At 69.4% G+C, this 24,596-nt stretch carries 21 protein-coding genes and 4 tRNA genes; 9 read left to right on the top strand and 16 right to left on the bottom strand.

Going from position 1 to position 24,596, the window contains the following annotated elements:
• The first annotated feature begins 289 nt into the window (after nt 1–289).
• The 3 genes from ACZ601_RS20985 (at nt 290) to ACZ601_RS20975 (ending at nt 2,991) form a co-directional block, all read left to right on the top strand.
• Nucleotides 290–826, top strand: coding sequence for a DinB family protein (locus ACZ601_RS20985; protein WP_469540024.1), 537 nt, complete (start codon nt 290–292; stop codon nt 824–826).
• 971 nt (nt 827–1,797) lie between these two features.
• On the top strand, nt 1,798–2,160 hold the full coding sequence (locus ACZ601_RS20980) for a hypothetical protein (protein ID WP_469540022.1): 363 nt from the start codon (nt 1,798–1,800) through the stop codon (nt 2,158–2,160).
• Nucleotides 2,161–2,418: 258 nt separating this feature from the next.
• Complete coding sequence (locus ACZ601_RS20975) at nt 2,419–2,991, top strand: GNAT family N-acetyltransferase (RefSeq protein ID WP_469540021.1); 573 nt, start codon at nt 2,419–2,421, stop codon at nt 2,989–2,991.
• An 83-nt stretch (nt 2,992–3,074) separates the two neighbouring features.
• Here ACZ601_RS20975 and ACZ601_RS20970 read toward each other — a convergent pair whose 3' ends face one another.
• From ACZ601_RS20970 to ACZ601_RS20935, 8 genes are all read right to left on the bottom strand, one after another.
• A complete protein-coding gene (locus ACZ601_RS20970; RefSeq protein ID WP_469540018.1) occupies nt 3,075–3,227 on the bottom strand; it encodes a hypothetical protein in 153 nt (50 codons plus the stop codon).
• Between the two features lie 84 nt (nt 3,228–3,311).
• Nucleotides 3,312–4,394: a serine hydrolase domain-containing protein gene (locus ACZ601_RS20965; RefSeq protein ID WP_469540016.1), complete on the bottom strand. Its 1,083-nt coding sequence runs from the start codon at nt 4,392–4,394 to the stop codon at nt 3,312–3,314.
• Between the two features lie 99 nt (nt 4,395–4,493).
• On the bottom strand, nt 4,494–5,615 hold the full coding sequence (locus tag ACZ601_RS20960) for a glycosyltransferase family 4 protein (protein WP_469540014.1): 1,122 nt from the start codon (nt 5,613–5,615) through the stop codon (nt 4,494–4,496).
• Nucleotides 5,612–6,148, bottom strand: coding sequence for a dCTP deaminase (locus tag ACZ601_RS20955; protein ID WP_469540011.1), 537 nt, complete (start codon nt 6,146–6,148; stop codon nt 5,612–5,614). Before ACZ601_RS20955 ends, ACZ601_RS20960 begins: the two co-directional genes overlap by 4 nt.
• Nucleotides 6,145–6,684 carry a dCTP deaminase gene (gene dcd / locus ACZ601_RS20950; RefSeq protein WP_469540008.1) on the bottom strand — a complete coding sequence of 180 codons (540 nt, stop codon included), beginning with the start codon at nt 6,682–6,684 and terminating at the stop codon, nt 6,145–6,147. Before dcd ends, ACZ601_RS20955 begins: the two co-directional genes overlap by 4 nt.
• Nucleotides 6,684–7,916: a metallophosphoesterase gene (locus ACZ601_RS20945; protein ID WP_469540006.1), complete on the bottom strand. Its 1,233-nt coding sequence runs from the start codon at nt 7,914–7,916 to the stop codon at nt 6,684–6,686. Before ACZ601_RS20945 ends, dcd begins: the two co-directional genes overlap by 1 nt.
• A complete protein-coding gene (locus tag ACZ601_RS20940) occupies nt 7,913–9,196 on the bottom strand; it encodes a UDP-N-acetylglucosamine 1-carboxyvinyltransferase (protein ID WP_469540106.1) in 1,284 nt (427 codons plus the stop codon). Before ACZ601_RS20940 ends, ACZ601_RS20945 begins: the two co-directional genes overlap by 4 nt.
• 39 nt (nt 9,197–9,235) lie before the next feature.
• Nucleotides 9,236–9,670 carry an ATP-binding protein gene (locus ACZ601_RS20935; protein ID WP_469540004.1) on the bottom strand — a complete coding sequence of 145 codons (435 nt, stop codon included), beginning with the start codon at nt 9,668–9,670 and terminating at the stop codon, nt 9,236–9,238.
• 175 nt (nt 9,671–9,845) lie between these two features.
• Here ACZ601_RS20935 and ACZ601_RS20930 point away from each other — a divergent pair, with 175 nt between their 5' ends.
• Both ACZ601_RS20930 and ACZ601_RS20925 read left to right on the top strand, forming a co-directional pair.
• The gene (locus ACZ601_RS20930) at nt 9,846–11,117 is read left to right on the top strand and encodes a helix-turn-helix domain-containing protein (RefSeq protein ID WP_469540104.1); all 1,272 of its coding nucleotides are present in this window, start codon (nt 9,846–9,848) and stop codon (nt 11,115–11,117) included.
• Nucleotides 11,114–11,671: a flavoprotein gene (locus tag ACZ601_RS20925; protein ID WP_469540002.1), complete on the top strand. Its 558-nt coding sequence runs from the start codon at nt 11,114–11,116 to the stop codon at nt 11,669–11,671. The genes ACZ601_RS20930 and ACZ601_RS20925 overlap by 4 nt, the downstream gene beginning before the upstream one ends.
• A gap of 147 nt (nt 11,672–11,818) precedes the next feature.
• Here ACZ601_RS20925 and ACZ601_RS20920 read toward each other — a convergent pair.
• From ACZ601_RS20920 to ACZ601_RS20895, 6 genes are all read right to left on the bottom strand, one after another.
• A tRNA-Lys gene (locus ACZ601_RS20920) sits at nt 11,819–11,892 on the bottom strand.
• Nucleotides 11,893–11,982: 90 nt separating this feature from the next.
• Nucleotides 11,983–13,503 carry an amino acid permease gene (locus ACZ601_RS20915; RefSeq protein WP_469539999.1) on the bottom strand — a complete coding sequence of 507 codons (1,521 nt, stop codon included), beginning with the start codon at nt 13,501–13,503 and terminating at the stop codon, nt 11,983–11,985.
• A gap of 138 nt (nt 13,504–13,641) precedes the next feature.
• A complete protein-coding gene (locus ACZ601_RS20910) occupies nt 13,642–16,635 on the bottom strand; it encodes an FG-GAP-like repeat-containing protein (RefSeq protein WP_469539995.1) in 2,994 nt (997 codons plus the stop codon).
• 321 nt (nt 16,636–16,956) lie between these two features.
• Nucleotides 16,957–19,272, bottom strand: coding sequence for a DEAD/DEAH box helicase (locus ACZ601_RS20905; RefSeq protein ID WP_469539993.1), 2,316 nt, complete (start codon nt 19,270–19,272; stop codon nt 16,957–16,959).
• A gap of 210 nt (nt 19,273–19,482) precedes the next feature.
• Entirely contained in the window at nt 19,483–19,971 is a 489-nt protein-coding gene (locus ACZ601_RS20900) for a hypothetical protein (protein WP_469539991.1), read from the bottom strand.
• 350 nt (nt 19,972–20,321) lie between these two features.
• The gene (locus ACZ601_RS20895) at nt 20,322–20,672 is read right to left on the bottom strand and encodes a metallopeptidase family protein (protein ID WP_311304231.1); all 351 of its coding nucleotides are present in this window, start codon (nt 20,670–20,672) and stop codon (nt 20,322–20,324) included.
• Nucleotides 20,673–20,797: 125 nt separating this feature from the next.
• Between ACZ601_RS20895 and ACZ601_RS20890 the strand changes: the two genes are divergently transcribed.
• From ACZ601_RS20890 to ACZ601_RS20875, 4 genes are all read left to right on the top strand, one after another.
• A complete protein-coding gene (locus ACZ601_RS20890) occupies nt 20,798–22,357 on the top strand; it encodes a metallophosphoesterase family protein (RefSeq protein ID WP_469539986.1) in 1,560 nt (519 codons plus the stop codon).
• 80 nt (nt 22,358–22,437) lie between these two features.
• Nucleotides 22,438–22,510, top strand: a tRNA-Glu gene (locus ACZ601_RS20885).
• Nucleotides 22,511–22,549: 39 nt separating this feature from the next.
• Nucleotides 22,550–22,624 (top strand) — tRNA-Asp (locus tag ACZ601_RS20880).
• Between the two features lie 22 nt (nt 22,625–22,646).
• A tRNA-Phe gene (locus ACZ601_RS20875) sits at nt 22,647–22,723 on the top strand.
• A 38-nt stretch (nt 22,724–22,761) separates the two neighbouring features.
• On the opposite strand, the gene ACZ601_RS20870 is transcribed toward ACZ601_RS20875, so the two are convergent.
• Both ACZ601_RS20870 and ACZ601_RS20865 read right to left on the bottom strand, forming a co-directional pair.
• Entirely contained in the window at nt 22,762–23,664 is a 903-nt protein-coding gene (locus tag ACZ601_RS20870) for a cytochrome c biogenesis CcdA family protein (RefSeq protein ID WP_469539983.1), read from the bottom strand.
• The gene (locus tag ACZ601_RS20865; protein ID WP_469539980.1) at nt 23,661–24,557 is read right to left on the bottom strand and encodes a DsbA family protein; all 897 of its coding nucleotides are present in this window, start codon (nt 24,555–24,557) and stop codon (nt 23,661–23,663) included. The genes ACZ601_RS20870 and ACZ601_RS20865 overlap by 4 nt, the downstream gene beginning before the upstream one ends.
• Between the last annotated feature and the right edge of the window lie 39 nt (nt 24,558–24,596).

Here is a 24,596-nt window from a genome sequence, read left to right as displayed (position 1 = left end):
GAGTCCGGTTCCGCCCGCGCGCCGAAGGCCCTGTCCTACCCTGGCCCGCTGCCGCCGCGCCCCGGAACGGGTGGCGGAAGACCATCCCACCAGCGCCGCGTGGGCCGGCCCATCCGGCGTTCCCCCCGATGTGCTGACGCGCTGCCCACAGGGCGGGGCCGGGGGGTTGCCCCCGTACGCGGTCCGGCGACCGATGAGTTGCGACACGAAGCGGGGTCCTACTCGGGGACGTACTCGCCGGGCACGTCCGAACTCGACCGAGCTTGATGACCCATGAGGAGCCTCCGGAGTGAGCGAGATTGTGGTCCAGAAGATCGTCCGGCCCGAGCGCGCGCTGTCGGGCCCGTGGCTGGAGGTGATCGCCTCGAATCTCGACTACCACCGGGCGACGTTCCTGTGGAAGTGCGAGGGCCTCTCGGACGAACAGCTGCGGCTACGCCCCCTGCGGTCCTCCGCGTTGACCCTGCTGGGGCTCATGCGCCACCTCCAGGGTGCCGAACGTGCTTGGTTCCAGATGGCGTTGGCTGGCACGACGCCCCGCTTCTTCCCCTATCGGACCTACGTCACCGCTGACGGTGGCGAGTGGTACGACGAGTCGGACGCCACGCCGGCCAGGGCCGTGTACGAGGACTACCTCAAGGCGTGCGAGGAGTCGCGGCAGGTCTTCGCGAAGGTGACCGACGACCTCGCGCGCATCGTGCCGAACCCGGAGTTCGGTGACACCGATGTGCGGTTCATCCTGGAGCACATGATCGAGGAGTACGCCCGCCACGTCGGCCACGCGGATCTCCTCCGCGAGGCCATCGACGGCGTCACGGGCGAGTAGCCGACCGTCCCCGCTACCAGTCGGGATGGCGTCACCCGAGCTCCCCGAGGACCGGGCGGGATGCGCGCGCGAACCGTACGGTGAGTAACAGGCCGCCTTCGGGGAGTGGGATGGCATTGGGAGTGGTGGGCTCGGGTGACGGCGCGTTGACGCGCGGTAGCTGATCGGTTCGTACGAGCCCCACAGGGCCGAAGGCCGGCGGTGGGACGGATCGGCTGCCCCCTCAAGAGGCCCAGAATGCCGGAATGCCCCGACCGGCCGAAGCCGATCGAGGCACTCAGGAGCAGGCCACAGGGGAAACCCTGCCCTGCCGGAGGTAGGCCGTGTGGGACTCGAACCCACAACCAACGGATTAAAAGTCCCGGCCAATTCCTGCCGGGGCTTACGTTGGGCGCTCCGGGGATCCAGAAATTCCTGGTCAGCGACTCGTCCTTGCCGTCCGGTCCAGATCTGAGCGCGTCGTGCCAGCACGTCCGCTCACGCATCGCTCACGCATCCGGGCTCAAGGAGTGAGCGTCGGGTCGTGCCTGCGGCACTGGCGTACAACCCTTGGTTCCGCTTCGTGAACCGTACGCAAATCAGAGCCTGGCATCACAGAATCGCTGCCTTGGCGGTAGGACGGCGAGTCCCGCCGGCCGGGCGGTTGAGCTTGTCCCGTTCCGCTCGAATCAACCAGCAGGGCTCCTGATCAGCAATCGGAAGTCGTCGACCTCGGTTTGAGCAGCCGCTGTGCGGAGGTAGCGGCGACGCCCGATCGACCGGTCCAGCAGTACGAGAGACCCCCCTTATCGAGCCCGGCATTGCACCGACTGAGGAACTGAATGATCTTTGCCCTCCCGGTCCGGCTGGAGGGGGTCATCGCTGGTTCAAGTGGGGCTACAGGGTGATCCCCGAACAGTCCGACCCCGAGAACGGGGACCATGGCGAGGATCTAGCAGGTCTGCCGCCAGAAGCGATGGCACACTGACCCTGTGACCGAGCCCATGAACGCGCCTGACGGGTCAATTCCGCTACGGATGGCTTGGCGCAACAGAGAGATCGCCAGTCAGCCAGTGAATCAGTTCGTCGTGTCTCTGGGTCTGCCTTCAGCCTCCGGCAGGTCAGAGTGCATCCATCTCACCTTCGGGCAAGCTGACCCGCCGCTGATTAGCGGGTCGCATGAAGAGATGGCGCAACAGTTGCGTGATTTGGGTACTCTTCCTGTAGAGACTCTGGGACGCTACGTTCTGACGCGGGAGCGGTTGGGTGAGCTCATTGCCTTGCTACAGCAGTCCGCGGCCACCTTCGACGGTCAAGCCTGGGGGGGAACCGAAGATGACGGCATCAGTGGCTGAGCTGTCTTTCAGTTCGGCGGGAACCGCGAGTGTTGGCTTGCCGTGCGTGAGTACGTTTCGCGCTTGGGCGAGATCCCTGCAGCCCGTGGCTCAGAGTGGTGCCATAGAGCACCCTTTCAGCGAGTCGGCAGCGGACCAAACAGCAGCAGACGCCTACTCGCGCAGCCTCAGGACTCCACCCTCGGATGCGGTTGCCGCGCGTATGCGTGCGCGCATCGAGTCTGACGCCGCTCCGAGGCGCAAGGTGCGGTTGGCCGGTTGACGCTCCCTTCGTGGCGGCTCGCTACGAAGGCGAAGAGTGATCAAAAGTTGCTCGAGAGCTTTACCTGCACCGAGCCCCCACCCAAGTCGTCGTTCAACCGCAGACCGGTTCCCCACCCTGCGCCTTGGGAGAGGACGGTCCAAACTTGGTTCCGAGTCAAAGCCCAAAAGGAGTGCCCAGAGGGTGGGGCTTTCGACGCCCGGCTCTGGATCGCCGAGGCGGATGGGTACGTGGCGGCCGCCTACGCACACACGCGTGTGGACTCCAAATACAAGGCATGGGTCGAAGAGAAGCTCCTCTTCGACGGCCCGGTTCGGGTCTTGCAGGCATTGGCGGTGGATCTGCGTTGGCGAGGTCGAGGGCTGAGCAGCGCGGCAATGGATCATGCCCTTCAGGACATCGCTGTCCGCGAGCACAAGCAGTCCACTCTCCTGCTTAGCAAGATCCACGAAGGGAACATCCCCAGCCAGCGCATGGCGGCGCGGGAGGGCTTTGTGTACGAGGTTGGGCTTCCCGACGAGGACCCTCAGCTGGGCTATTGGTGGCAGATCGTAGAGGTTGAGGACTGAAGTAGCGGCCCTTCAACGATGACGGCTCAGGTGTTGGGGTGGGCAGCCATTGGCTACCCGAGCACCCCGAGGTCGGTGTCTGGTCAGCGAGGTCGGTGTCTGGTCAGCAGTGCGCGCGCCCGCACCTCATCGGCGAGCAGGGTGCGGGCCTGGTCGCGGTCGATGACTCGGCGGCGCTTGCCCGCGGCATGGCCGTGGCCGCCGTGCACCTCCAGCGCTGGGGAGAACCTCGGCAAGGGAGGACATCAAAGGCTCTTGCCAGTCGTCTCAGACGTCTCTGTTCTTGTCGACGCGCATTCAGCGAGGGCTGCCGACCAGACTCACCTCGTGGGATGAGGGGGCCAGCTATGCAACGAGCGGGAACGGAACAAGAGTGCGCGAAATGCATTACGGATGTCTGCAAGGGGTTGGCGGTCGCGGGTGTAGTAGAGCTTGTTTGTCAGGAGCACTGCCCAACGTTGCTGACGAGGCGAGATCCACATGCCGGTGCCCGTAAAGCCGTAGTGGACCCAGACATCGTCGATGGGGGTAGTTCCGGGCGCAGGGTGCCAGAACAGACCGCGTACCGGCTGCAGCTCGCCGGTCTGGATGGTCAGCGATTCCGCGGTCCAGGCGGGGCCGAAGCCTGGTCGGACGGGCGCGGTGGTGGTGTCGAGCATGTAGCGCAGGAAGGCGCTGAGGTCGTCCAGAACGGTGAAAGCGCCAGCAATCCCGCACACTCCGCCCAGGAGCCGTGCGGAGAAGTCGTGGGCGATGCCCTTGAGGTGGGTGTCGGTCTCCGGGTCGAGTTCGGTCGGGGCGCATCGTGAGGCAGTCTCGGCGGGCAGCGGCCCGAAGCGGGTCGTGTTCATGCCCAGTGGCTGCCACGTCTGCTGAGTCGCTAGCTCGTCGAGTCGCTGGCCGGCGAGATGCTCGGCGAGGTATCCGAGGATGAGGGCGGCTCGATCGGTGTACTCGACGGCCTCGCCGGGGGGACGGTGCAGGGCTTCGTGGAGGACTCCGTCACGAACGTCTTGCGGGTCCGTGCCGTAGAGGTTCTTGAGCTGGGATCGCAGCGGAACGCCGGCCGTATGGGTCAGCAGCTGGCGGGCGGTGACGCCCCCAAGCGGGTGGCCGTCGACTTCGGACCAGAAGGTGCCGAGTGGGACGTCGAGATCGAGTTTGCCTTCCTCCCACAGGGCGCCGATCGAGGCCCACACCGCGATGATCTTCGTCAGGCTGGCGGCATCGAAAATGGTGTCGGGCCGCGTCGGCGTACCTGGATGGTTGGGGTCGAGCACTCCGGTCGCGCCGGAGGCGTGGATGCCGGCAGCGTCACCGACGGCCCATACGGCGCCTGGGTAGACCTTGTCGCGGACGCCTTTGCTCAGGAGCTGTTCGATGCTGCCGGTGCGGTACGTCATGGTCTCCCTGTTCGCCGTGTGCATCCCGCCGGGTCAGCGTAGTGACGTCGGCGGGTCCGGTGGGCGATCGGCGTGGCGGCATCGTTTGCTGTGCGGCGTTCATGTGAGCTGGCGGCCCAGGTCCGTCAGGGCTTCAGCGGTCGTCGAGAGTGGGTAGCGGGCGGCGTTTGCGTAGCCCGCCTGTCGGAGAGCAGGAAGCAGCCCCGATGCCGTCCGCAGCCGGTTCATGTCGCGGGCGAGTGCGGCGGACTGCGTGAAGTCGGTGGCCACTCCGGACCCTGCGAGGACCTCGGTGAGGCCGGGCACGGGCTGGTACAGGACAGGCAGGCCGCAGGCTTGGGCCTCCAGCGCGACCAGGCCCATGGCCTCCAGGGTGGTGGACGGCAGGACCAGCACGTCGTGCTCGGTGAAGGCTTTCCACAGCTGTGGACGGCGGAGCCAGCCGAGATAGCGGGCCCGCACACCGGCCCGCTGGAGCAGCGGGGTCAAGGCGCGGAACTGGGCTCTGGGGGCGGCGACGCTCAGCTCGACGCCCGGAATGGGCGCCAGGCCGGTGATGAGGCGCTCGACCCCCTTCTCGGATGTCAGCCGTCCTGCGTACAGGACTCGCAGATGGCTGGTTGACGTGCGGGCGGGTCTGGCCGGTGGATCAGTGAGCAGATGGTCGGGGATGCCCCACGGGATGTGGACGACCTTGCGGCGGTCTGTTTGCGGGGCGAGTTTGAGCAGGTAATCGGCCATGGCGCCGGTGGACACCACGATGGCGTCGGCGGCCCTCGCTGTCTCGCGCAGCACCTGGAGCTGGTCGCGGTGGGCTTCGGCAAACAGCAGGTCGGTGCCGTGGACCATCGCGATCCTCGGGTGTGCCGGCAGGGCCCGGAGCAAGGCGGGGGTGGCGCCGAAAGCGAGATGTTGCAGGTGCAGAACGCCGATCTGTGCCGGATCGATCGCGGTCACCAGAGCCCGGCGCAGGGCTGCGACGTAGCGACTGAAGCCGGCACCTTCCAGGCACTTCCCGGACACGGACAGCAGGTCGAGGCCCGATGGGAGGCGGGGCCTGGGGCCCGGGGGTGCCAGCATGAAGGCCCGTGCGGGAATAGGGGGCTCGTCGCCGGTATAGAGATCGAGGAAGAGTTCGACGCTGCCGCCGGGGCTACCCGCAGGAAGGTCGAGGCAGGTAGCAGCCAGCGGGCCCGCGGTCGAGCGAACGACGGACTTCACAAAGCTCCTTGAGGGATCTCTTCGTACAGGCGGGAGATGTCGATGCCGTTCGTCGCCGCGTACTTGGCTCGTTGTTGCTGGTAACTGGACGGGCTGCCGACGGTGGTGAGGAAGACGAGCTTCCCGAAGGTCATCCCCGGGTAGACGCGGGCGGGCTTGGCGACACGGATCTCCAAGGTCCAGCGGATCGCGTGGCCCTGGTGACCGAGCGGAGCGGAGACGTGGACCCAGATGCCGAGGGCGCCGATGGTGCGGTCCCCGTTGAGTAGCTGTGCGTACGTTTCCGAGCCGGTCTTCTCCAGAGTGATGCCGAGGTAGAGCACGCCGGGCTTCAGGACCAGGCCGGACGTGGGGATGAGGTGTTCGGTGAAGGTGGTGCGGGAGGCTGCGTCGAGGTCGCCGTCACAGATGCGGATCGTGTTGCCCAGCCGCCAGTCGTAGGCGTTGGTTGAGATCCGCTCGGGCTCATAGGGCAAGATGGTGATCTCTCCCGTGCTGACGGCAGCGGCGATGGCCGGCCCCGTGAGAATCACGAGGCGACCGCCTGGATGGGTGCGGTGTCCTGCCAGTAGCGGGAGGACTGGGGGCCGGCGGCACCCTGGTACTTGCCGCGGTACAGGTCGACGTCACCGGTGGAGACGAAGAACATGATCTGCCCGATCTTCATGCCCGCGTACACCCGTAGCGGGCGGATGGGCGAGAGCATCAAGGTCCACTGTCCGTGGAAGCCGATGTCGCCGATCGGTGCGGTGATCTCGACGAACAGGCCGAGGCGTCCGACCGAGGAGCGGCCGAAGAGCAGGGGGACGAAGATGTCCGAGCCGACCTCCTCCACGGTGTGGCCGAGGTACAGCTCGCCGGGCTGCAGGACGTATCCGTCGTCGCCGATCAGGATCGAGCGCGTGGGATTGGTCTGGTGGGCGTCGATCACCTTGGCGGCATACGTCAGCAAGGTCGGCCCGAGGCGGACGTTGTAGCTGTTGGGGTTCGTCTGGTCCGGAGTGAAGGGGGTGATCCGTATGCGCCCGTTGGCCACGGCGGCCTTGATCTCAGGTCCGGTGAGGATCATTACTGGCCTCCTTCTTGGGAGTCGGCGGAGCCGGGGAGCGGGGTGGTCAGGACATGGCTTACGGCTTGGCGAAGGCGTAAGCCGGCTTGATGAGTTCGCCCGCCGAGGTAGCTGTCGGCGAGGTAGTCGGTGGTCAGCACGGTGCGGATCGCCGGGGGAAGAGGTGCAGGGGCGACGATCAGGGGGCCGACGAGTTCGGTGAGGTGGTCGAGCAGCTTGCCGTGGTCCTGGACGTGCTGCTCGGGGAGGAAGGCATGCACGAGCTGGTTGCCGAAGGGCTCGATGGCCAGCAGGTCGCCGAGGGTCAGCGTGGCGCCGAGTGGCGTGGGACGCAGGGCGGTCTCGTTGAGGATGACCGCGTCAGCGCCGAGGCCGGAGTGCAGTCGGCCGACGATCTCTTCGAGCAGTCTGCGGCGATCCAAGGGCGCATCGCGGAGCCGCTCGTTCACAGCGCCGACGGGGCTTCTCAGTCGCAGTCCGATGGCTGAGATCTTCTCCATCAGCGAGGTGAGTTCGCGAGGAACGGAATGAGCGTCGGGGAAGGACCCGATGCGGGCGCCCCAGCCGCTGCCGACAGGCTCGGCGGCGGCGTATCCGACACCGAGTTCGCGGCCCTTGACCACGAGGGTGTCGCCGACGTGCACGGGGCCGAAGCTGTCGCTGTGGCAGTGCCCGGCGAAGATGACATCGGCGCGCGGGCAGGCTGCGGCCAGCTTCAGGTCCTCCTCGAAGCCGGAGTGGGACAGCACCATCCACGAGTCAGCGCGGTGGTGGTTCTCCTGCATCACTTCGTGGAGAGCCTGGGCCGGGTTGCTGATGCGGTGGCCGGCGCGCTGGTCGGCAGGGATGGCGTTGAACGCCTGCGGGCCCATCACTGCGGTGACAGCGACTCGTCGTCCTCCGATGTCCTGGATGCGTACGCGGTCGAAGAGCGGCGTGCCGCTGTCATCGGTCGTGTTCGCGCACACCGTCATCCGGCGCAGCTGCGGCTCGAAGTAGTGCGGCCACCCGTGGTTTCCGGGCGCGAGCAGGTCGTACAGGGTGGTGAGGACTTCGCGCTCGATGCGTCCCTCGCCGAGGTGGTAGTAGCCGCTCCCCTCGAAGAAGTCTCCGCAGTCCACGATCAGGCTGTTGGGCCTCGCAGCGTGGAGGTGGGCGAGCATCGGTGCGGCCGCGTCGAAGGCGGAGTGGACGTCGGTGGTCGCGATGATTTGCCGTAGTTGCCGGTTCACGGGATCACCTCGCAGATGTCGGCTCCGAGGGCGTGCAGCTTGACGGGCAGGTCGGCGTGGCCGCGCCGGAGCTGTTCGAGGCCGCCGAGGGTGGTCACGCCGTGAGCGGTGAGGCCGGCGATGAGCAGGGCGGAGCCCGTGCGGATGTCGGTGGCCTCCACTCCGGCACCGGTCAGCTGCTGCGGCCCGGCGAAGCGGCACTGTGTGGGCGACAGCTCGTCGATCGTGGCTCCGAGGCGGCCGAGCTGGGGCAGCAGGTTGCGGTGGCGGCCGGGGTTGATGTCGTCGGCGAACAGGTGGGTACCGGGCAGGGTGAGGGCCAGTGCCAGCAGCGGGGGCTCGAAGTCCGCGTCCAGGCCGCCGGGGGACAGGGAGGCAATGGCTCGCAGTGGTCGGCCGGTGGGTTGAGCGTCTTGGGCCTGCACGGTGAGGGTGCCGTCCTCGGCGTCGGCGGGAATGCCGAGCCAGCGCAGCGCGGTGATCAGGGGTGTGATGTCGTCGCGGCGTACGCCGAGGATGTGCGCGTTGCCACCTGTTACCGCGACTGCGCAGGCCAGCGTGCCCGCTTCGATCTTGTCGCCAGGCACCCGCCACGCGATCTCCTCGCCGGAGACGGATCGAGGCGGCTGAAGAGTGAGGACAGCCTCGCTGACCCGGCACTCCCACCCGGAGGCCCTCAACGCCCACACGACACTGAGTACTTCGGGCGACAGATTCGGTTGGCCCAAGCGCAGCGGCCGTCCGGCGACGACCGTACGCAGGACAGCCGCGATGGTCGCTCCACGGGAGCGGAAGGGGAGCATGATCGACACCGTGCCGCGTCCGCCAGTGGCTGCTTCCACGAGGTAGCCGCGGTCATCGACGGTCGAGCGGTCACCGAACCGCTCGTACACCTTGAAGTGCTGCTCCATCCCGCGTTCCCCGATAGCGCAGCCGCCCGGCCACGGCAGCCGGGCCCGTCCGTAGGCGCCGAGAAGTGCCGGGACCAGGTAGTACGAAGCCCTGATACGTGCGGCGACCTCGGGATCGGGATCGGGCCGTCGCTTGTCGCTCGGCAGGATCACCATGGTGTGCGGCTCGTTGACCGGGCTGGCCGCGTGCCAGCCGGACTGTTGGAGGAGGGTGAGCATGGTTCCCACATCCGTGTTGGCCGGGACGTTGCTCAGGTGCACCGGGCGGTGCATGGCTGCGGCGGCGGCCAGCAGGGGCAGGGCCGCGTTCTTCGACCCGTCTACGGTCACGGCCCCGGCGAGCGGAACGCTCGGGCGCACGGCGACCACTTCTGCGGCGACTGGGGGAATGCGTACGGCTGGCAACAGTCAGCTCCTCATCTGGGGCACGTGTGTGGCGATGGTTGGAAGCGGAGCGCTGAGATCGAGCTCGGCCCAGCAGCGCTTACCGGAAGGCAGCGGGTCGAATCCGTGGCGGTCGGACAGTGCGGCGACGAGAAACAGGCCGCGTCCGTTTTCCTCTTCCGCATCCGGCAGGCCGACGTCCGGGATGTCGAAGCTGGTGTCGATCACGGCGATCCGCAGCGCCTCGTCGCTGAGGTAGGCGCCGGCCGTGATCGGTCCTTTGTGTGCGTGCCGTACCGCGTTGGTGATTAGTTCCGAGGCCACCAGCACAGCCGCATCCAGGAGTACAGGTCCGAGAGCGGCACCCCAATCCCGTATCGCCTCGGCGATCTGCCGGCGCGCCGACGCGGCGCCGGCAGGTGTGCCGGGGACGGGGATCCGGATGTGGTGCGCTTCCATGAGCGGCCTCCTGATTAGTTCGGCCACTCCACGTAACCGCCGGACGGGCCCCTCGAGCCAGGGCGTGTGCGGGTGCTGCATCGTCTATGCAGGAGCTGCATCACGGTGCACTGCCAGTCCCTTACGCTCGGTGGGGAAGGCAGGATCGGCGACGGCAGGAGGAGCCGTGGCACAGATGGCCGAAGAGCACAGCGAGGCGAGACGGATCGGTGAAGTGATCCGTCAGGCCCGCGTATTACAGCGACGTTCGCAGAAGGACGTCGCCTCCGCCCTGGGGTATCACCAGTCCAAGGTGAGCCGCCTGGAAGGCGGCAGGGGCACGGACGACATCCACGTCCTGCGCGAGGTCTCGCGCGTGCTGGCGATTTCGCCCCACCGCCTCGGCCTCGCCTCCACCTCGGACATCAACCACTCCGAACCCGAGACAGAGGACATGCACCGCCGTACCGTTCTCGCCGCCGGCATCGCCGCGCTCGCTGCACCGACCCTCCCCAGCACCGCCCATCAGGACCTGGTCCAGTCCCTGCTGCCTGGAACAGCCCGTGTGACTGCCGAACCGGTGCCGGATCTCCAAAGCATGCGAGACCAAGTCGCAGGTGTACGACGTCTCTTCTGCACCTGCGACTACACAAAGCTGGAAGGCGCGCTGCCCGTCCTGATCGGGCAGTTACGGCAGGCCATCACCGACAGTCCCGGATCGAGCGACCTGTCCGGGCTCCTCGCCACGGCGTACCAGACCTCGGCAAGCCTGCTGCTCAAGCAGAGCGACCAGGGCAATGCCTGGCTCGCGGTCGGACGCGCCATGTCCGAGGCCGAACGCTCCGGCGACCCTGTCGTCCTCGCCTCCAGCGTCCGCGTTCACGCCCACGCCCTGGCCCGTGACAGCCACACCGCTCAGGCCGTCACCCTCGTCCGGCACACCGCAGACCAGCTCACGGGCTCGTACGACCAGCGCTCCCCGAAGTACCTCGCGGCACTCGGACTGCTGCTTCTGCGCGGGGTCACCGCCGCCAGCAGCGGCGGCGACCGCTCCGCCACCCGGGACTTCCTCACCGAGGCGAAGGAAGTCGCCCGCTACGTTGCACTCGACAGCCCCGACGCCTGGGCCAACTTCAGCCCGACCAACGTCGCCCTGCACGGACTCAGCGCGGCCGTCGTCTTCGGCAACGCCGGCGTCGCATTGGACACCGCCCGGCCTCTCATGCGCCGCCACATCCCCGTCCCCGAGCGTCGTGCCGCTTTGTGGATCGAGGCCGGACGCGCCTACAGCCAGCAGGGACGCCTGGCGGACGGGTACCAGGCCCTTCGCATTGCAGAGAGCTGTGCGGCCCAGGACATCCGTCGCCCGGCCGTCCGTGAGCTGGTGGCCGACATGGCTGCCCGCGACCGTCGTCGTACGCTGCCGGAACTGCACCGTTTCAGCCGTCAACTGGGAGTCCCCGCGTGAGTGATCAGCCGGACCGGCAGACCAAGAAGCCCTTCCTGTACGTCGTCGTGTGCGCCTCCGGCATCGCCGGCGACGTCGGCATCCTGATCACCGCTGCCCAGGAGGCGGGCTGGGATGTGGGTGTCGTCGCCACCCCGCAGGGCCTCGGCTTCATAGACACCGAGGCGGTCGAGACACAGACCGGCTACCCGATCCGCTCGGCCTGGCGCTCGCCCGGCGACCCACGCCCGCTGCCACCCGCCGACGCCATCGCGGTCGCCCCGGCCACCTTCAACACGATCAACAAATGGGCTGCCGGAATCTCGGACACCCTGGCGCTGGGCATCCTGTGCGAGGCGTACGGCTTCGGCATCCCTACTGCCGTCATGCCCTACCTGAACTCGGCGCAGGCCGCCCATCCCGCATACAGCCAGAGCCTGGAGCGGCTGCGCGAGATGGGCGTCCTGATCGGTTCGTACGAACCCCACAAGCCGAAGGCCGGCGGGGGCGCGGACCAGTACCGCTGGGAGGAGGCGCTGGAGCTGCTTACTCCCAAGCTGTCCGCACCGGCCTGATCAGCCCCGCCGTGCTGGCGGTGCCTGCGGCAACCAGGTGAGGGCGGCACCCTCAAGAGGCCGGGAAAGCCGCAGTGCCTCGACCAGCCGAAGCCGGTCGAGGCACTCCAGGAGCAGGCCACAGGGGAAACCCTGCCCTGCCGGAGGTAGGCCGTGTGGGACTCGAACCCACAACCAACGGATTAAAAGTCCGCTGCTCTGACCAATTGAGCTAACGGCCCCCGGCAATCACCCCACGAGCATAGCCCGCCGCGACCCGGCCGCCGATCGGGTATCGGTTGCCGGGCCCCGCCATCGTGGAGGCGTTTCGGTCAGCGGGGCGTATTGCGGGCGATCGTGCGCTTGTGATCCGGATTGAGGAACCAGTGACGGGCCGAGGCCAGCCACCAGGCGGCGGCGAAGCCGAGGACCACCAGGACGGCGATCGGGGCGTAGTTGAAGGTCTCCCAGGTGACGGGCGAGACCTGGGGCAGCATGAAGAGCACCGTGATGACCACCACCCACACCACCGCGACGATGCCGATGGGCCGGGACCAGCGGCCCAGGTGCCAGGGGCCGCGCCGGAAGTCGTCGCCGCGCAGGAGGCGGAGCAGGGTGGGGATGACGTACGCGATGTAGAGGCCGATCACCGCGATGGAGGTGACGGCCGCGTACGCGGTGTCGTTGATCAGGTACGGCAGGCCGAGGACCAGCGCGCCGGCGGCGGCCAGCCAGACCGCTGCCACGGGGGTGCGGGTGCGAGGGCTGACCGTGTGCCAGACGCGGGAGAACGGGAGGGCGCCGTCCCGGGAGAACGCGTAGATCATGCGGCTGTTCGCGGTCACGGACGCCATTCCGCAGAAGAGCTGCGCGCCGATCACCACCAGGAGGAGCAGCTTGCCGGTGGTGGCGCCCAGGGCGTCCAGGAGGATCTGGGCGGGCGGGGCGCCGGTCGGGGAGGCCAGGGCCCCGTCGTAGGACTGGATGGCGAAGGTGAAGCCGAGCAGGAGGACGAAGCCGGCGATCCAGGAGGTCCAGATCGACTGGACGATGCCGCGCGGCCCGGCGGTCGCGGCGTCGTGCGTCTCCTCGGTCATGTGGGCGGAGGCGTCGTACCCGGTGAAGGTGTACTGGGCCATCAGCAGCCCGATCATCACCACGTAGAACCCGCTGCCCCAGCCGGTGTTGTTCACGAACTCCGTGAAGACGAACGACGCCGACTGATGGTGGTCCGGTACGAAGGTGAGCGCGCCGACGATGACCGCGACGCCGAGCACGTGCCACCACACGCTGACGCTGTTGAGGATCGCGACGATCCGCACCCCGAAGGTGTTCAGCAGTCCGTGCAGGAGCAGGATCGCGGCGAAGAGCAGGATCGTGCGGCCGGGCGTGACCCCGAAGTCGAACTGGAGGTTGAGGTACGCGCCCAGGAACGACGCCGCCCCGAAGTCGATCCCGGCGGTCACCGCGACCTGACCGAGCACGTTGAACCAGCCGGTGAACCACGCCCACGCCGCCGCCGAGCGCGGCGGGGCCAGCCGGTGGGCCCAGAAGTAGAGACCGGCGGAGGTCGGGTAGGCCGAACAGATCTCGGCCATCGCGAGCCCGACGAACAACGTCATCAGCCCGACGCCCACCCACCCCCAGGTGATCAGGACCGGGCCGCCGGTGTTCATCCCGAACAGGTACAGCGTCAGGCAGCCGGAGAGCACCGAGATGATCGTGAACGAGACCGCGTAGTTGGAGAAGGCGGACATCCGGCGGGCGAGTGTCTGCGTGTATCCGAGCTGCGCCAGACGCTCCTCGTCGGAAACGCCCGGTGGCGGCTCGTCCTCGCTGATGTCTGTTGTCATGACCCCAGCGATGCCCGGCCCCCGGTGTGCGCATGCCGCCGCCGTGGTCACGACTGGGAAAACATGGCGTACGACGGCACGAGGGCGCGGCCCGGAGGCCGCGCCCTCGTTCTCACCCGCGCCGGGGCGGCGTCCGGGTCAGAAGATGCCCTTGTAGGTCCACCCGGTGGCGATCTGCGTGCGGCTGCCGAAGGACCCCTTGCCGTCACCGTTGTTGCGGAACAGCTTGCCCGCCGAGTCGCGCTCGATGATGTCCGCCTTGCCGTCACCGGTGATGTCACCGACTCCGACAATGGTGTCGTACGAGGAACCCCAGTCCTTGAAGACCAGCACCCGCTCCTTGAACTGGCCCGAGGCCGTGCCGTTGTAGCGCCACAGCTCGTTCGACTTGTCCGTGGCCAGCAGGTCGCCGTACCCGTCGCCGTTCAGATCGCCCACCCCCATGACCTTGGTGTAGGTCCACTTGGAGCGGATCTTCTTCCTGGCCGCCAGGGTCCCGTCGCTCTTCACCGGGAAGAGGTAGAGGTCACCGGTCGTCTTCTCCCAGCCGAGCAGATCCGCGTGGCCGTCACCGGTCAGGTCACCGGCCGTGGTGAGGGTCTTGTACACCTGGAAGCCCGTGCCGAGCTTCGTGTAGTTGGTCGTGGGCGTGATGGCCTTCCCGCGCGCCGGTCCGTAGCCCCGCAGCGATCCGTCCGTCATGCGCACCAGCACGTCGTTGCGGTGGTCGTCGGTGAGGTCCCCGAACGGGACGGCGACCACCGACGTCGGCCAGCCGCCGCCCGAGGTCTTCCCGGAGAACTTCCCCGCGCCGTCGCCGTGCTGGAAGGTGAACTCACCCTTGGTGTTCAGGGTCAGCGCGTCTCCGATGCCGTCACCGGTGTAGTCGCGGTGCACCGGGGCGCCGCCCGTCACCTTGAGCGTGCCCGACCTCGTCAGCGGTGCGCCCGAACCGTCGGCGGGCTGTGCCGTCAGTGTCCAGGTGTACGTCCCGTCGGCCACCGGGTGGCCAGCCGACGGCACGCCGGACCAGGAGGGGGCGACCAGCCCGCCCGTCTCCCCTCCGGAGAGTGTCTGCGCGGTGACGCCCGTCGCCTTGTTCCTCAGCGACAGCTTCCACGACCCCACCGCCTTCGACAGCCACCATCTCGGGGTCCAGGGAGAGCTTTCGTCGTCCACGTCCACGGCGTCCTTCACCGAGGAGTCGATCTGGACGAGTGCGGACGAACCGGTCCCGGTCCGCACGAGGTGCACCTTGTGGTCCGTGCCGCTGTACGCCACCAGGCCGCTGTGCGGGTCTGCCGTCCAGCCGGCACCGGGAACGGACGAGTCGGCCGTGCCTGTCACCGGGCCGGCGGCCGACGTGGCGAGGTCCGTGACGACCACTCGGTTCCCGGCGTCCAGCCGGGAGACGAAACCGTCGCCGAGCCGGCCCGGAGTGGCGCCGGCACTGATCTTCCTGGCCTTCCCGTCGGCGAGGGAGACGACCCCGGCGGCGGTCGGTACCGCACCGCACTCCCAGTAGAGATAGCGCTCGGAAGCCTGCAGGACGGGAGCGGCGCACGACGCCCCGGTGCTGAGCGTGCGGATCGGCGTGCCCTTCGCCACAGCGATGGCCGTCAGCTTGCCCGTCGTGGACAGCTGCCAGAGCGTGTTGCCCCAGAGGGCGGACGCCCCGGCGGGCGCGGTGCGCACCACCTTCATGGAGTCCAGGTTGCGCACTTCGGTACGTGCCTCGGTACCGGTCCCCGTCCCGTAGGCGACGTAGTGGCCGGACACGCCGTAGACCTTGGGTGCTGTGGCGCCGACGATGATCTGACGACCTGGGGCGAGATGGTTCTTGTCGGCCACGTGGATCAGGTATCTGTTGTCCTCGAACGTCGTGTACACGGCGGAGCCGTCGGCTGTCGGGTAGAGCTCGGGGCAGCCCCGCGCCTCCCGGCACGCCGCGCGGTACGAATCGGACGCCCGTCCGAGATACGTCTGGCCGCTCACCGTCGGCGTGCCCGTCAGGGCGGGCCGACGCTCGTAGAAGCCGATGCCCGTGCCCGCCGGATCCGTCTCGTACGTGAGGAGCCGGTTCCCGCTCAGAGCGAGCCTCGCACTCCGGGACGGCTGCCACGGCACGGGGAGCACCTCGCTGCGCAGGGGTGCTCCGTCCGGGCCCACGGTGAAGCGATGCACGGCGTAGTCGCCCGAGGGGCCCTTGCCCGTGACGATCAGGCTGCCGTCCGCGCCGGACAGCGCGCCGCGCCCGTAGGCGAAGGAGAGCAGCGTGGTGACCGTGCCGTCGGGAGCGATGGCCTGGAGCGCACCGTTCCCGCTGCGGACCCAGACCACGTAGTCGCCGAGCAGGAACGGTTTCAGGTTGCCGCTCCCTGACGGATCGACGGGCACGACGCGAGGTGGTGCCTGCGGATCAGCGCGGGAGAGCACCTTGACGCTCCTGGACGCGGTGTCGTACCAGGACACGGAGTCCTCGGTGACCTGGATGTTCTGCGTCAGACCGGTGATCGGCACCTCGGTGAAGGTGGAGTCGTCCAGATCGACGAGTCCGTAGTGAACGGCTGAGCCGAGCCCATACGCGACAAGCGTGCTCGACGGGTCACCGACCGCGTACGACGGCAGGAGGGCGGGGCCGCAGACTGCGCCGGAGGGCAGCCCGGCGACCTTGCGATCGGTGAGAACCGGACCGTCGAAGCGGAAGAGGTGGCACTCGCCTGCCGCGTCCCCCGCCTTGGCAACGGCCACGATCGTCTCACCGTGCACCGTCATAAGCTGGAATCCCGCGGGCAGTTGAGCGGTCCGTTCGGTGCCGCCGGGAACATCGACCATGGTCACCGCGCCGTCGGTGCCGTAATAGGCGATCACATCCGACATGGTGTTGAGAAGTGGGCGGTGAGCGTCGTCCGGACGCAGTCGCACCTGCGTGGTCGCACCACTCGCGTAGTCCGTCCACCGGACGCCGTCTGCCGTTCGGTACGCGAAGCCGGTGCGTCCCACGATCTCGGGATAGACGGGGATGATCGTTCTGGTGGCTGACTCAAGAACCGCCTCCGGCGCCGGAACTGCGGCGCCGGCCGGGCCGCCCAGTGGCCCGAGGACCCCGGCGAGAGCCGCTGCGACAGCCACTGCGGCAGTGACGTTTCGGAGCGCACGGGGGCGTTCCAGGACATGGCGTCCCACAGGGGGACCTCCCAATCTGCGGAGGCCGGAAGGCGACATGGCGCTTTCCGGACAGCGAAGAGGGGTGGGGCCCTCCGGTGGTCCGGCGCGCGTGGGCACGGACCAGGAAAGTTTGTGCGCGCAGGTACGCGTGTGTGGGCCACCTACCTGGAGGGAGCAGGTTACCAGCGGATGCACGCTTGGCATGACCTGTTCACGGAATGCCGGGAGGCCCTGCCCGACGCGGTGCGTCGGGCAGGGCCTCCCGGTTCAGCGGATCAGCTACGTTCAGCCGTTGCGCTTCCAGCGCGGCTTGTCGTCGCGGCGGCCGAAGGAGCCGGTGCTCGTGCCGGTTCCGGTGGAGCGGTGGTCGTCGCGGCGGCCGGTCGGACGGTCGTTGCCGCCCGAGCGGAAGCCGCCGGAGGGGCGGTCGTCGCGACGGTCACGGTTGAACGGGCGGTCGCCGCCACCGGAGCGGAAGCCACCGGACGGGCGCTCGTCACGACGGTCGCGGTTGAACGCCGGGCGGTCGTTGTCACGGCTGAAGCCGCCCGCCGGGCGGTCGTTGTCGCGACGCTCGAAGGAGCGGCCGCCACGGTCGTCACGACGGTCGCCGCCACCGGAGCGGAAACCGCCCGAGGGACGCTCGTCACGACGGTCACGGTTGAACGCCGGACGGTCGTTGTCACGACGCTCGAAGGAACGGCCGCCACGGTCGTCACGACGGTCGCCGCCACCGGAGCGGAAACCGCCACCGACGGGACGGTCCTCGCGGCGGTCGTTGCTGCCCCGGAACGACGGACGGTCACTGCTGCCCCGGTAGCCGCTGCTGCCGGCCGGACGGCCGCTGCGCTCGCCGGTACGGTCGTTGCCGCCTCGGTACCCACCGCGGTCGCCGCCACGGTTGTCCCGGCGCTCGTAGTTGCCCCGGTCGTCGCGACGCTCTTCGCGCGCTGCCTGCTGCTCCGGCACGGAAGCGGCGGCCAGCAGTGCGGCCTCCGCCTCTGCGGCGACCTCGGCCACCGCTGCCTCGGGGTCGTCGCCCCGCTCGCGGGCGGCACGGGCGACCAGGCGGTCGGCCTCCTCGCGCAGCTCGACGGCGCGGCGCTGGATGCGCTCCAGCTGCTTCGTCAGGTCGGCGGCCTCGCGCTCGGCCTGCTTGGCGGCGTTGTTCGCGGAGTCGGCCTGGACCTCGGTGAGCGAGCGGGCACCGGTGATCTCGGCGACCTCCGGCTCGAAGACGCCCGCGCCCTGCACGATGTGGCGCGAGGCGTCGACGCCCGCGTCCTCCATCAGGCGGAAGATCTGACGGCGCTGGTGCGGCAGCGCCAGCGAGACGACGACACCGGACTTTCCGGCACGGGCGGTACGGCCCGAGCGGTGCAGGTAGTCCTTGTGGTCACCGGCCGGGTCCACGTTCAGGACCAGGTCGATGCCGTCGACGTGGATACCGCGGGCGGCGACGTCGGTCGCGACCAGCGCGTTGACGTAGCCCTTCTTGAAGTCCTCAAGAACGCGGGTACGGGCGCCCTGGGTCATGCCGCCGTGCAGCGCGTCCGCCTTGACGCCCGCCTCGACGAGCTGCTCGGCGATTCGGTCGGCGCCCAGCTGGGTGCGGACGAAGATGATGGTGCGGCCCTTGCGGGCGGCGATGGCGGAGGTGACCGGCGCCTTGTCCTTCGGCTTCACGACGAGGACGTGGTGCGACATGGTCGAGACGTTGCCCTGGGCGGAGTCGACCTCGTGGGTGACCGGGTTGCTCAGGTAGCGCTTGACCAGGGTGCCGATCTCGTTCTCCATGGTGGCGGAGAAGAGCATGCGCTGGCCGCCGCCGGGGATCTGGTCGAGCAGCTCGGTGACCTCGGGCAGGAAGCCCAGGTCGGACATCTGGTCGGCCTCGTCGAGGACGGCGACCTGGACGTTCTCCAGGGAGCAGGCGCCCCGGTTGATGATGTCGCGCAGCCGGCCCGGGGTGGCGACGAGGACGTCGACACCGCGCTCCAGCGCGTAGATCTGGTTGCCCATCGACGTACCGCCGCAGACGACCTTCATCTTCAGGCCGAGGACGTCGCCGTACGGCTGAAGCGCGTCCGCGACCTGCATCGCGAGCTCACGCGTCGGGGTGAGGATGATCGCGCGGGGCTTCTTCTTCTCGGTGTGCCCACCGGCCAGCGAGGCCAGCGTCGGCAGACCGAAGGAGAGGGTCTTGCCGGAGCCGGTACGGCCCCGGCCGAGGATGTCCTTTCCGGCCAGGGCGTCCGGGATGGTCGCTGCCTGGATCGGGAAAGGCGCGGTCACACCGTTCTGCGCGAGCTTGCGGACGATGCCGTCCGGGAGGCCCAGGTCCGCGAAGGTGACGGTCGGCTCGGCGTCCGCCTCGTCGGCGGCGGAGTCGGCGTCGGTCTGCTCGGCCTGAGGAGCCTCGGCCTCGGGGGCCTTGGTCTCGGCCTGCTCGGCGACCTCGGTCTGCTCGGTCTGAGGAGCCTTGAGGTAGTCCTCGATGGAGACGGCGGAGTCTGCGACTACGGCCTCGGCCGCCTCGACGAGCTCGTCGTTCTCGATGTTCTCGGGCAGCACGGTGTGGTCAGAACTGGAAATTGACATGCGAAATGCGAAACCTTCCGGAGTCTCGGCACGCGCCCGTAACTCCGTGTTTTCGCAATTTCGACCGCCTCAATGCGGTCCAGCCACGGCAAGGGAGAGTACGCGCCACACGGCGCTCTTCTGTGTCGGCGCCGGGCAATGGATCAAACGATCTACTACCATACGCACTCACCCCACCATCGCGCAAACCGGCCCCCGACGGCCACCCCGTCAAGCCGGTCCCACCTGCGGCGATGCCTCCGGAGTCCGTGCGTCCTCCGCGTGGCCCGGCGCCCCCATCGCCTCATTGCGGAGCTGAGCCGCGGGCGAGGCCGAAGGCACCTCCGGCGGCTCGGAGTGCTCCGGCTCGGGCTCCTCCGGCGGGGCGGGCGGCTCGGGGGTCTGCGCCTCGGAGGGCGCCGGGGGCTCCGGCCGCTCCGGAACCCCGGGCTCCGCCTGCGGGAGCGGCGGGGCCGACAGCCGGCCGCCCCGGACCCGGCCGGGCTCGGCGGACTTCGCGCCGGGACTGCGCGAGGGGCCCGCGGAGGCGCTCGGGGCGCCGGACTCGGCGGCCTCCCGCTCCGAGTGCGCCTCGGCGCCGCCGGTACGGGCCGACCGGCCGGTACCGGTCACCGTGGAGCCGTCGGGTCCGGCCACCGCCCCCTTCGACGCGGCCGGTCGTGAGGGCGACGGCTTCCCGCCGTCGTCACCGACGCTCATACAGCCTGTGGACGCGGCGACCGTCACAACGGTGACGGCCGCCCAGCGGACGGGAGAGGGTACGGACAACTGGCGCACGGGGGCACCTCCGGGGGCGCGAGGAAGGACGTGACGGTACGGAAACGAGCCGGGGAGCGCTGTGCCCAACTCCCGCCGCCCCGCCGGGGACACGCCCCCGGACCCGGCCCGCACACCTCATTCACACCTCGCCGCCCCGGCACGCGCCCAGCAACCCGGCACCCGGAGCCCGCCCCACAGCCCACAGCCCGCGACCCGGCACCCGGAGCCCGGCACCGGCCCCCGGAGCCCCGGTCCCGCACCCCACAGCACGCAGCCCGCACCCCGGTGCCTCAGCCGTAACCGAGGGCGTGCAGCCTCTCGTCGTCGATGCCGAAGTGGTGGGCGATCTCGTGCACGACGGTGATCTCCGTCTCGGCCACCACGCGCTCGCGGGACTCGCACATCCGCAGCGTCGGCCCCCGGTAGATGGTGATCCGGTCCGGCAGCACACCCGCGTACCACTCACCGCGCTCGGTCAGCGGCGTGCCCTCGTAGAGTCCGAGCAGATCCGGATCATCGGCCTCCGGTTCGTCCTCGACGAATACCGCGACGTTGTCCATCAGCCTGGTCAGCTCCGGCGGGATCCGGTCCAGGGCCTCGCCCACCAGTTCCTCGAACTCTTCCCGCGTCATCTCCAGCACCCCGTCATTGTCACGTACCGCCGCCGGAAGCGCGCCGAAGAGACCGGGAACGCCGGCACGTACTCAGGCGCACCCAGGCGCACCCGGAGCGCATACCTGCCCGCGGTCCGGGGCACAGTCGCCCAATGGCCCGCGACCCGTTCCGTGCCGCAGCAGCCCGTGTCCGGCACCGCCTCCGCCCCCGGCCGCGCACCGGCCGCCGCCTCCATGGTTCCGGTGGTGCGCTCGCCGTCTCGCCGCGCCCGCTCGCCCGCGCGCTGGGCCTGGTCACCGTCGTGCTCCTCGGCGCCTGGCTCGGGCTGCTGGCCGTCGGCAGTGTCCGTACGTCCGTCGGCCCGATGGACACGACGATGACCCTGCGCCCCTCGCTGACCGGCGGCACCAAGATCAACGTGTCCCCGCTCGGCGCCCTGGAACTGGATTCGCACCACGCCCCGGTCCGGCTCGACGTCGACGTCGACCGCCTCGACCCGGTCCGCTCCGAGGCCCTGGTCCAGCACCCGGAACGGCTGTCCGGCCTTGAGGAGGAGGTCACCGGCGACGTCAGCGCCGGCACCCGCGAGCTCGCCCTGCGCTCCTGCGTCGCGGTCGTCTCCGGGGCCACCGCACTGGGACTCGCGGTCTACCGCAGGCCCCGCCGCGCCCTCGCGGCCGGCGGGCTCGCACTCGCGCTGCTGGCCGCCTCCGGCGTCAGCGCGTACGCCACCTGGAACCCGAAGTCGGTCCTGGAGCCCAAATTCTCCGGACTGCTCTCCAGCGCCCCCTCCGTCGTCGGTGACGCCCGCTCGATCGTCACCGACTTCGACGTCTACCAGCAGGAGCTGGCCCGGCTGGTCACCAACGTCACCAAGCTGTACGACGCCACCTCGACGCTCCCCGTCTACAGCCCGGACCCCGCCACACTGCGCGTCCTGCACGTCTCGGACATCCATCTGAACCCGGCGGCCTGGCACATCATCGGCTCGCTCGTCGAGCAGTACGACATCGACCTGATCATCGATTCGGGCGACACGATGGACCACGGCGCCGCCGTGGAGAACAACTTCCTGGACCCGATCAGCGACCTGGGCGCTCCCTACGTCTGGGTCCGGGGGAACCACGACTCCGCGACCACCCAGAAGTACCTGCGCGACGCCAAGCGGTTCAAGAACGTGCACGTGCTGGACGACGGCCGTGCGGTGAACGTCGGTGGGCTGCGGGTGGCCGGCATCGGGGACCCGGAGTTCACCCCGGACCGCACCGGGCCGGAACAGGCCGAGGACGTCGAGCGGACGGCGGGCCTGCGGCTGGCGGCCGCCCTGCGCGAGCAGCAGCGGGCCGGCACCCCGGTCGACATCGCCGTCACCCACGAGCCGGCGGCGGCCCGGGAGACGGACGGCACGGTCCCGCTCGTGCTGGCCGGTCATGTGCACCACCGGCAGAACGAGGTGATGAAGCTCGGCACCCGGCTGAAGGTGGAGGGCTCCACGGGCGGCGGCGGGCTGCGCGCCGTGCAGAACAAGAAGCCGGAACAGGTGCTCGCGTCGGTGCTCTACCTGGACCGCTCCACCCGGCGCCTGCAAGCCTGGGACGAGATCACGCTGGGCGGGCTCGGCCTGACGACGGCCGAGGTCAGCCGCCATCTGCCGGAGCAGAAACCGGGGCTCCCGAGCCCGCTCCCGACGACCCCCACGGCCTCCCGGTAAACCGTTTTGGCGTTCCCTGCCGCCATCCCATATGCTTCGGACGTCCCCGACGCGCTGGGAAGCGCGCAGGTGGGCCCTTAGCCCTCATCGTCTAGTGGCCCAGGACGCCGCCCTTTCAAGGCGGTAGCACGGGTTCGAATCCCGTTGGGGGCACGCTTTAACGTGTGCGAGACTTGTTCTCGCACATTGCTTGGTCCTGTGGAGCAGTTTGGAGTGCTCGCCACCCTGTCAAGGTGGAGGCCGCGGGTTCAAATCCCGTCAGGACCGCTGCAGCCCGTATGAGCTGCGTGGCTGGGTAGCTCAGTTGGTACGAGCGATCGCCTGAAAAGCGATAGGTCGCCGGTTCGATCCCGGCCCCAGCCACCACCCGAAGGCCCCGTCCGATGGACGGGGCCTTCGTCGTGTCAGGCACCCTCCCGGTCAGCGGTGGCCGCCTCGTCCGCACCGGCAGTCACATCGGCATCGGCTCCGGCATCCGCACCGGCAGCGCCCCGGCGGCGCGCGGCCCGTACCGCGAGCACCAGCAGGACCACGGCCACCACCGCGCCCTGCAGCACCGCGTCCGGCACCTGCTCACCGACGCCCTGGGCCCACTGCTCCACGGCGAACGACTGGTCCACGTCCAGCAGCCCGGGGAGCGCGGTCGTCCCGTCGTACACCAGGAACATGGCGCCGAGCCCGATGAAGAAGAGCCCCGACAGCAGCGACGTCGTGTGCAGCTCGAAGCGGCCGAGGCGCAGGACGCGGCCGCGCAGCCAGGCCCGGCGGCCCAGCTCGAACCGTTCCCAGACCAGCGCCAGCAGGAAGAGCGGCACCGCCATGCCCAGGGCGTAGACGGCGAGCAGCAGTCCGCCGTACGCCGGGCTGCCGCTGACGGCCGCCACGGTGAGCACGCTCCCGAGGATCGGTCCCGCGCAGAAGCCGGCCAGTCCGTAGACCGCGCCGAGCGCGTAGACCGATACGGCGGTCGTGGGGCGGATCCGGCCGCTGAGCGCGGCGATCCGCCGCGAGGCGAAGCCGAGCCCGACAATCTGGGCGGCGCCCAGGACGATGATCAGCCAGCCGGCGCCGAGGACGAGCGCGTCGCGGTGACCGTAGAAGAGCCGTCCGGCGTACGAGCCCGCCGCGCCCAGCGGGACCAGAGTGGTGGCCAGCCCCGCGTAGAAGATCCCGGTGCGGGCGAGCAGCCGTGAGGCAGAGTTGATGGAGTACGCGAAGAAGGCGGGGAGCAGGAGTGCGCTGCACGGGCTGAGCAGGGCCAGCAGCCCGCCGAGAAGCGCGGCGAAGTAGCCGATCCCGGCGGTCACTTCGCGGCGCCCTTCGCGTCAGTGGGGGCTGTGGTGTCCGTGGAAGCGGTGGCGTCCGTGGGAGTTGGGGAGCCCGTGGAAGCGGTGGCGTTCTCGCCCGCGTTGCCGGTGTTCTTCGCCCGTTCCGCCGCCTGCTCGATGGCCTGGGTGAACGTCCCGGCCGGCTGCGCCCCGGCGATCGGGCGGCCGTTGATCAGGAACGAGGGGGTGGACGTCGCGCCGATCCCGTATCCCTGCTCCTGGTCCTTGCTCACCGCGGCGGCCGCCGCCGCACCGTCCGCGTCGGCCTGGAAGCGGTCCAGGTCGGCCACCCCGGCCTGCTGGGCGAGCGCCTTCAGCCGGTCCTTGCCGAACCCCTTCTCCTTGACCCCCTCGGCGTAGGCGGCACGGTGGAACTGCCAGAAGCGGCCCTGTTGCCCGGCGGCCCAGGAGGCGCGTGCGGCGGCCTCGGACTCGGCGCCGAAGATCGGGAAGTTGCGCCACTCGATGCGCAGGGTGCCGTTGTCGACGTACTTCTTCACCAGGGCCGGTTCGGTGTCCCGGGCGAACTTCGCGCAGTAGCCGCACTTGAAGTCGGCGTACTCGATGAGGACGACGGGCGCATCCGCCCGGCCCTGCGCCAGCTTGTCCCCGGCATCGCGCCGGGCCAGCTTCGCCAGCTCGGGGTAGACGCCGGCCTCCGGGTCCGCGCTGACGTCAGCGACCGCGGCGGAACCGGAGTCCGAGGGCTCGGGGGCGGTGGCCCGGTAGGAGACGTAGCCGAACAGGGCGGCGGCCGCGACGATCCCGGCGCCGTAGACGAGCGGCTTACGGGACCTCCCGGTCGGTTTACCGGACTTCGCAGTCGGCTTGCGGGACGGCTTCGGGGACGGGCTGGACGTGGAAACGGGCATGCGGAACTCCGGACTGGTGGTGCGGGAAGAGGGGGCGGG

It is taken from the genome of Streptomyces sp. NPDC104307, from assembly GCF_055584045.1.
The sequence above is the reverse complement of the archived record's forward strand: the minus strand, read 5'-3'. Positions and strand labels throughout refer to the sequence as shown.

Excerpts from the sequence above, each read along its gene's own strand:
- ACZ601_RS20965 (WP_469540016.1), bottom strand. The coding sequence starts at position 4,394 with ATGACGTACCGCACCGGCAGCATCGAACAGCTCCTGAGCAAAGGCGTC.
- dcd (WP_469540008.1), bottom strand. The coding sequence starts at position 6,684 with ATGATCCTCACCGGACCTGAGATCAAGGCCGCCGTGGCCAACGGGCGC.
- ACZ601_RS20900 (WP_469539991.1), bottom strand. The coding sequence starts at position 19,971 with ATGAGCGTCGGTGACGACGGCGGGAAGCCGTCGCCCTCACGACCGGCC.
- ACZ601_RS20865 (WP_469539980.1), bottom strand. The coding sequence starts at position 24,557 with ATGCCCGTTTCCACGTCCAGCCCGTCCCCGAAGCCGTCCCGCAAGCCG.
- ACZ601_RS20905 (WP_469539993.1), bottom strand. The coding sequence starts at position 19,272 with ATGTCAATTTCCAGTTCTGACCACACCGTGCTGCCCGAGAACATCGAG.
- ACZ601_RS20890 (WP_469539986.1), top strand. The coding sequence starts at position 20,798 with ATGGCCCGCGACCCGTTCCGTGCCGCAGCAGCCCGTGTCCGGCACCGC.
- ACZ601_RS20935 (WP_469540004.1), bottom strand. The coding sequence starts at position 9,670 with ATGGAAGCGCACCACATCCGGATCCCCGTCCCCGGCACACCTGCCGGC.
- ACZ601_RS20915 (WP_469539999.1), bottom strand. The coding sequence starts at position 13,503 with ATGACAACAGACATCAGCGAGGACGAGCCGCCACCGGGCGTTTCCGAC.
- ACZ601_RS20930 (WP_469540104.1), top strand. The coding sequence starts at position 9,846 with ATGGCCGAAGAGCACAGCGAGGCGAGACGGATCGGTGAAGTGATCCGT.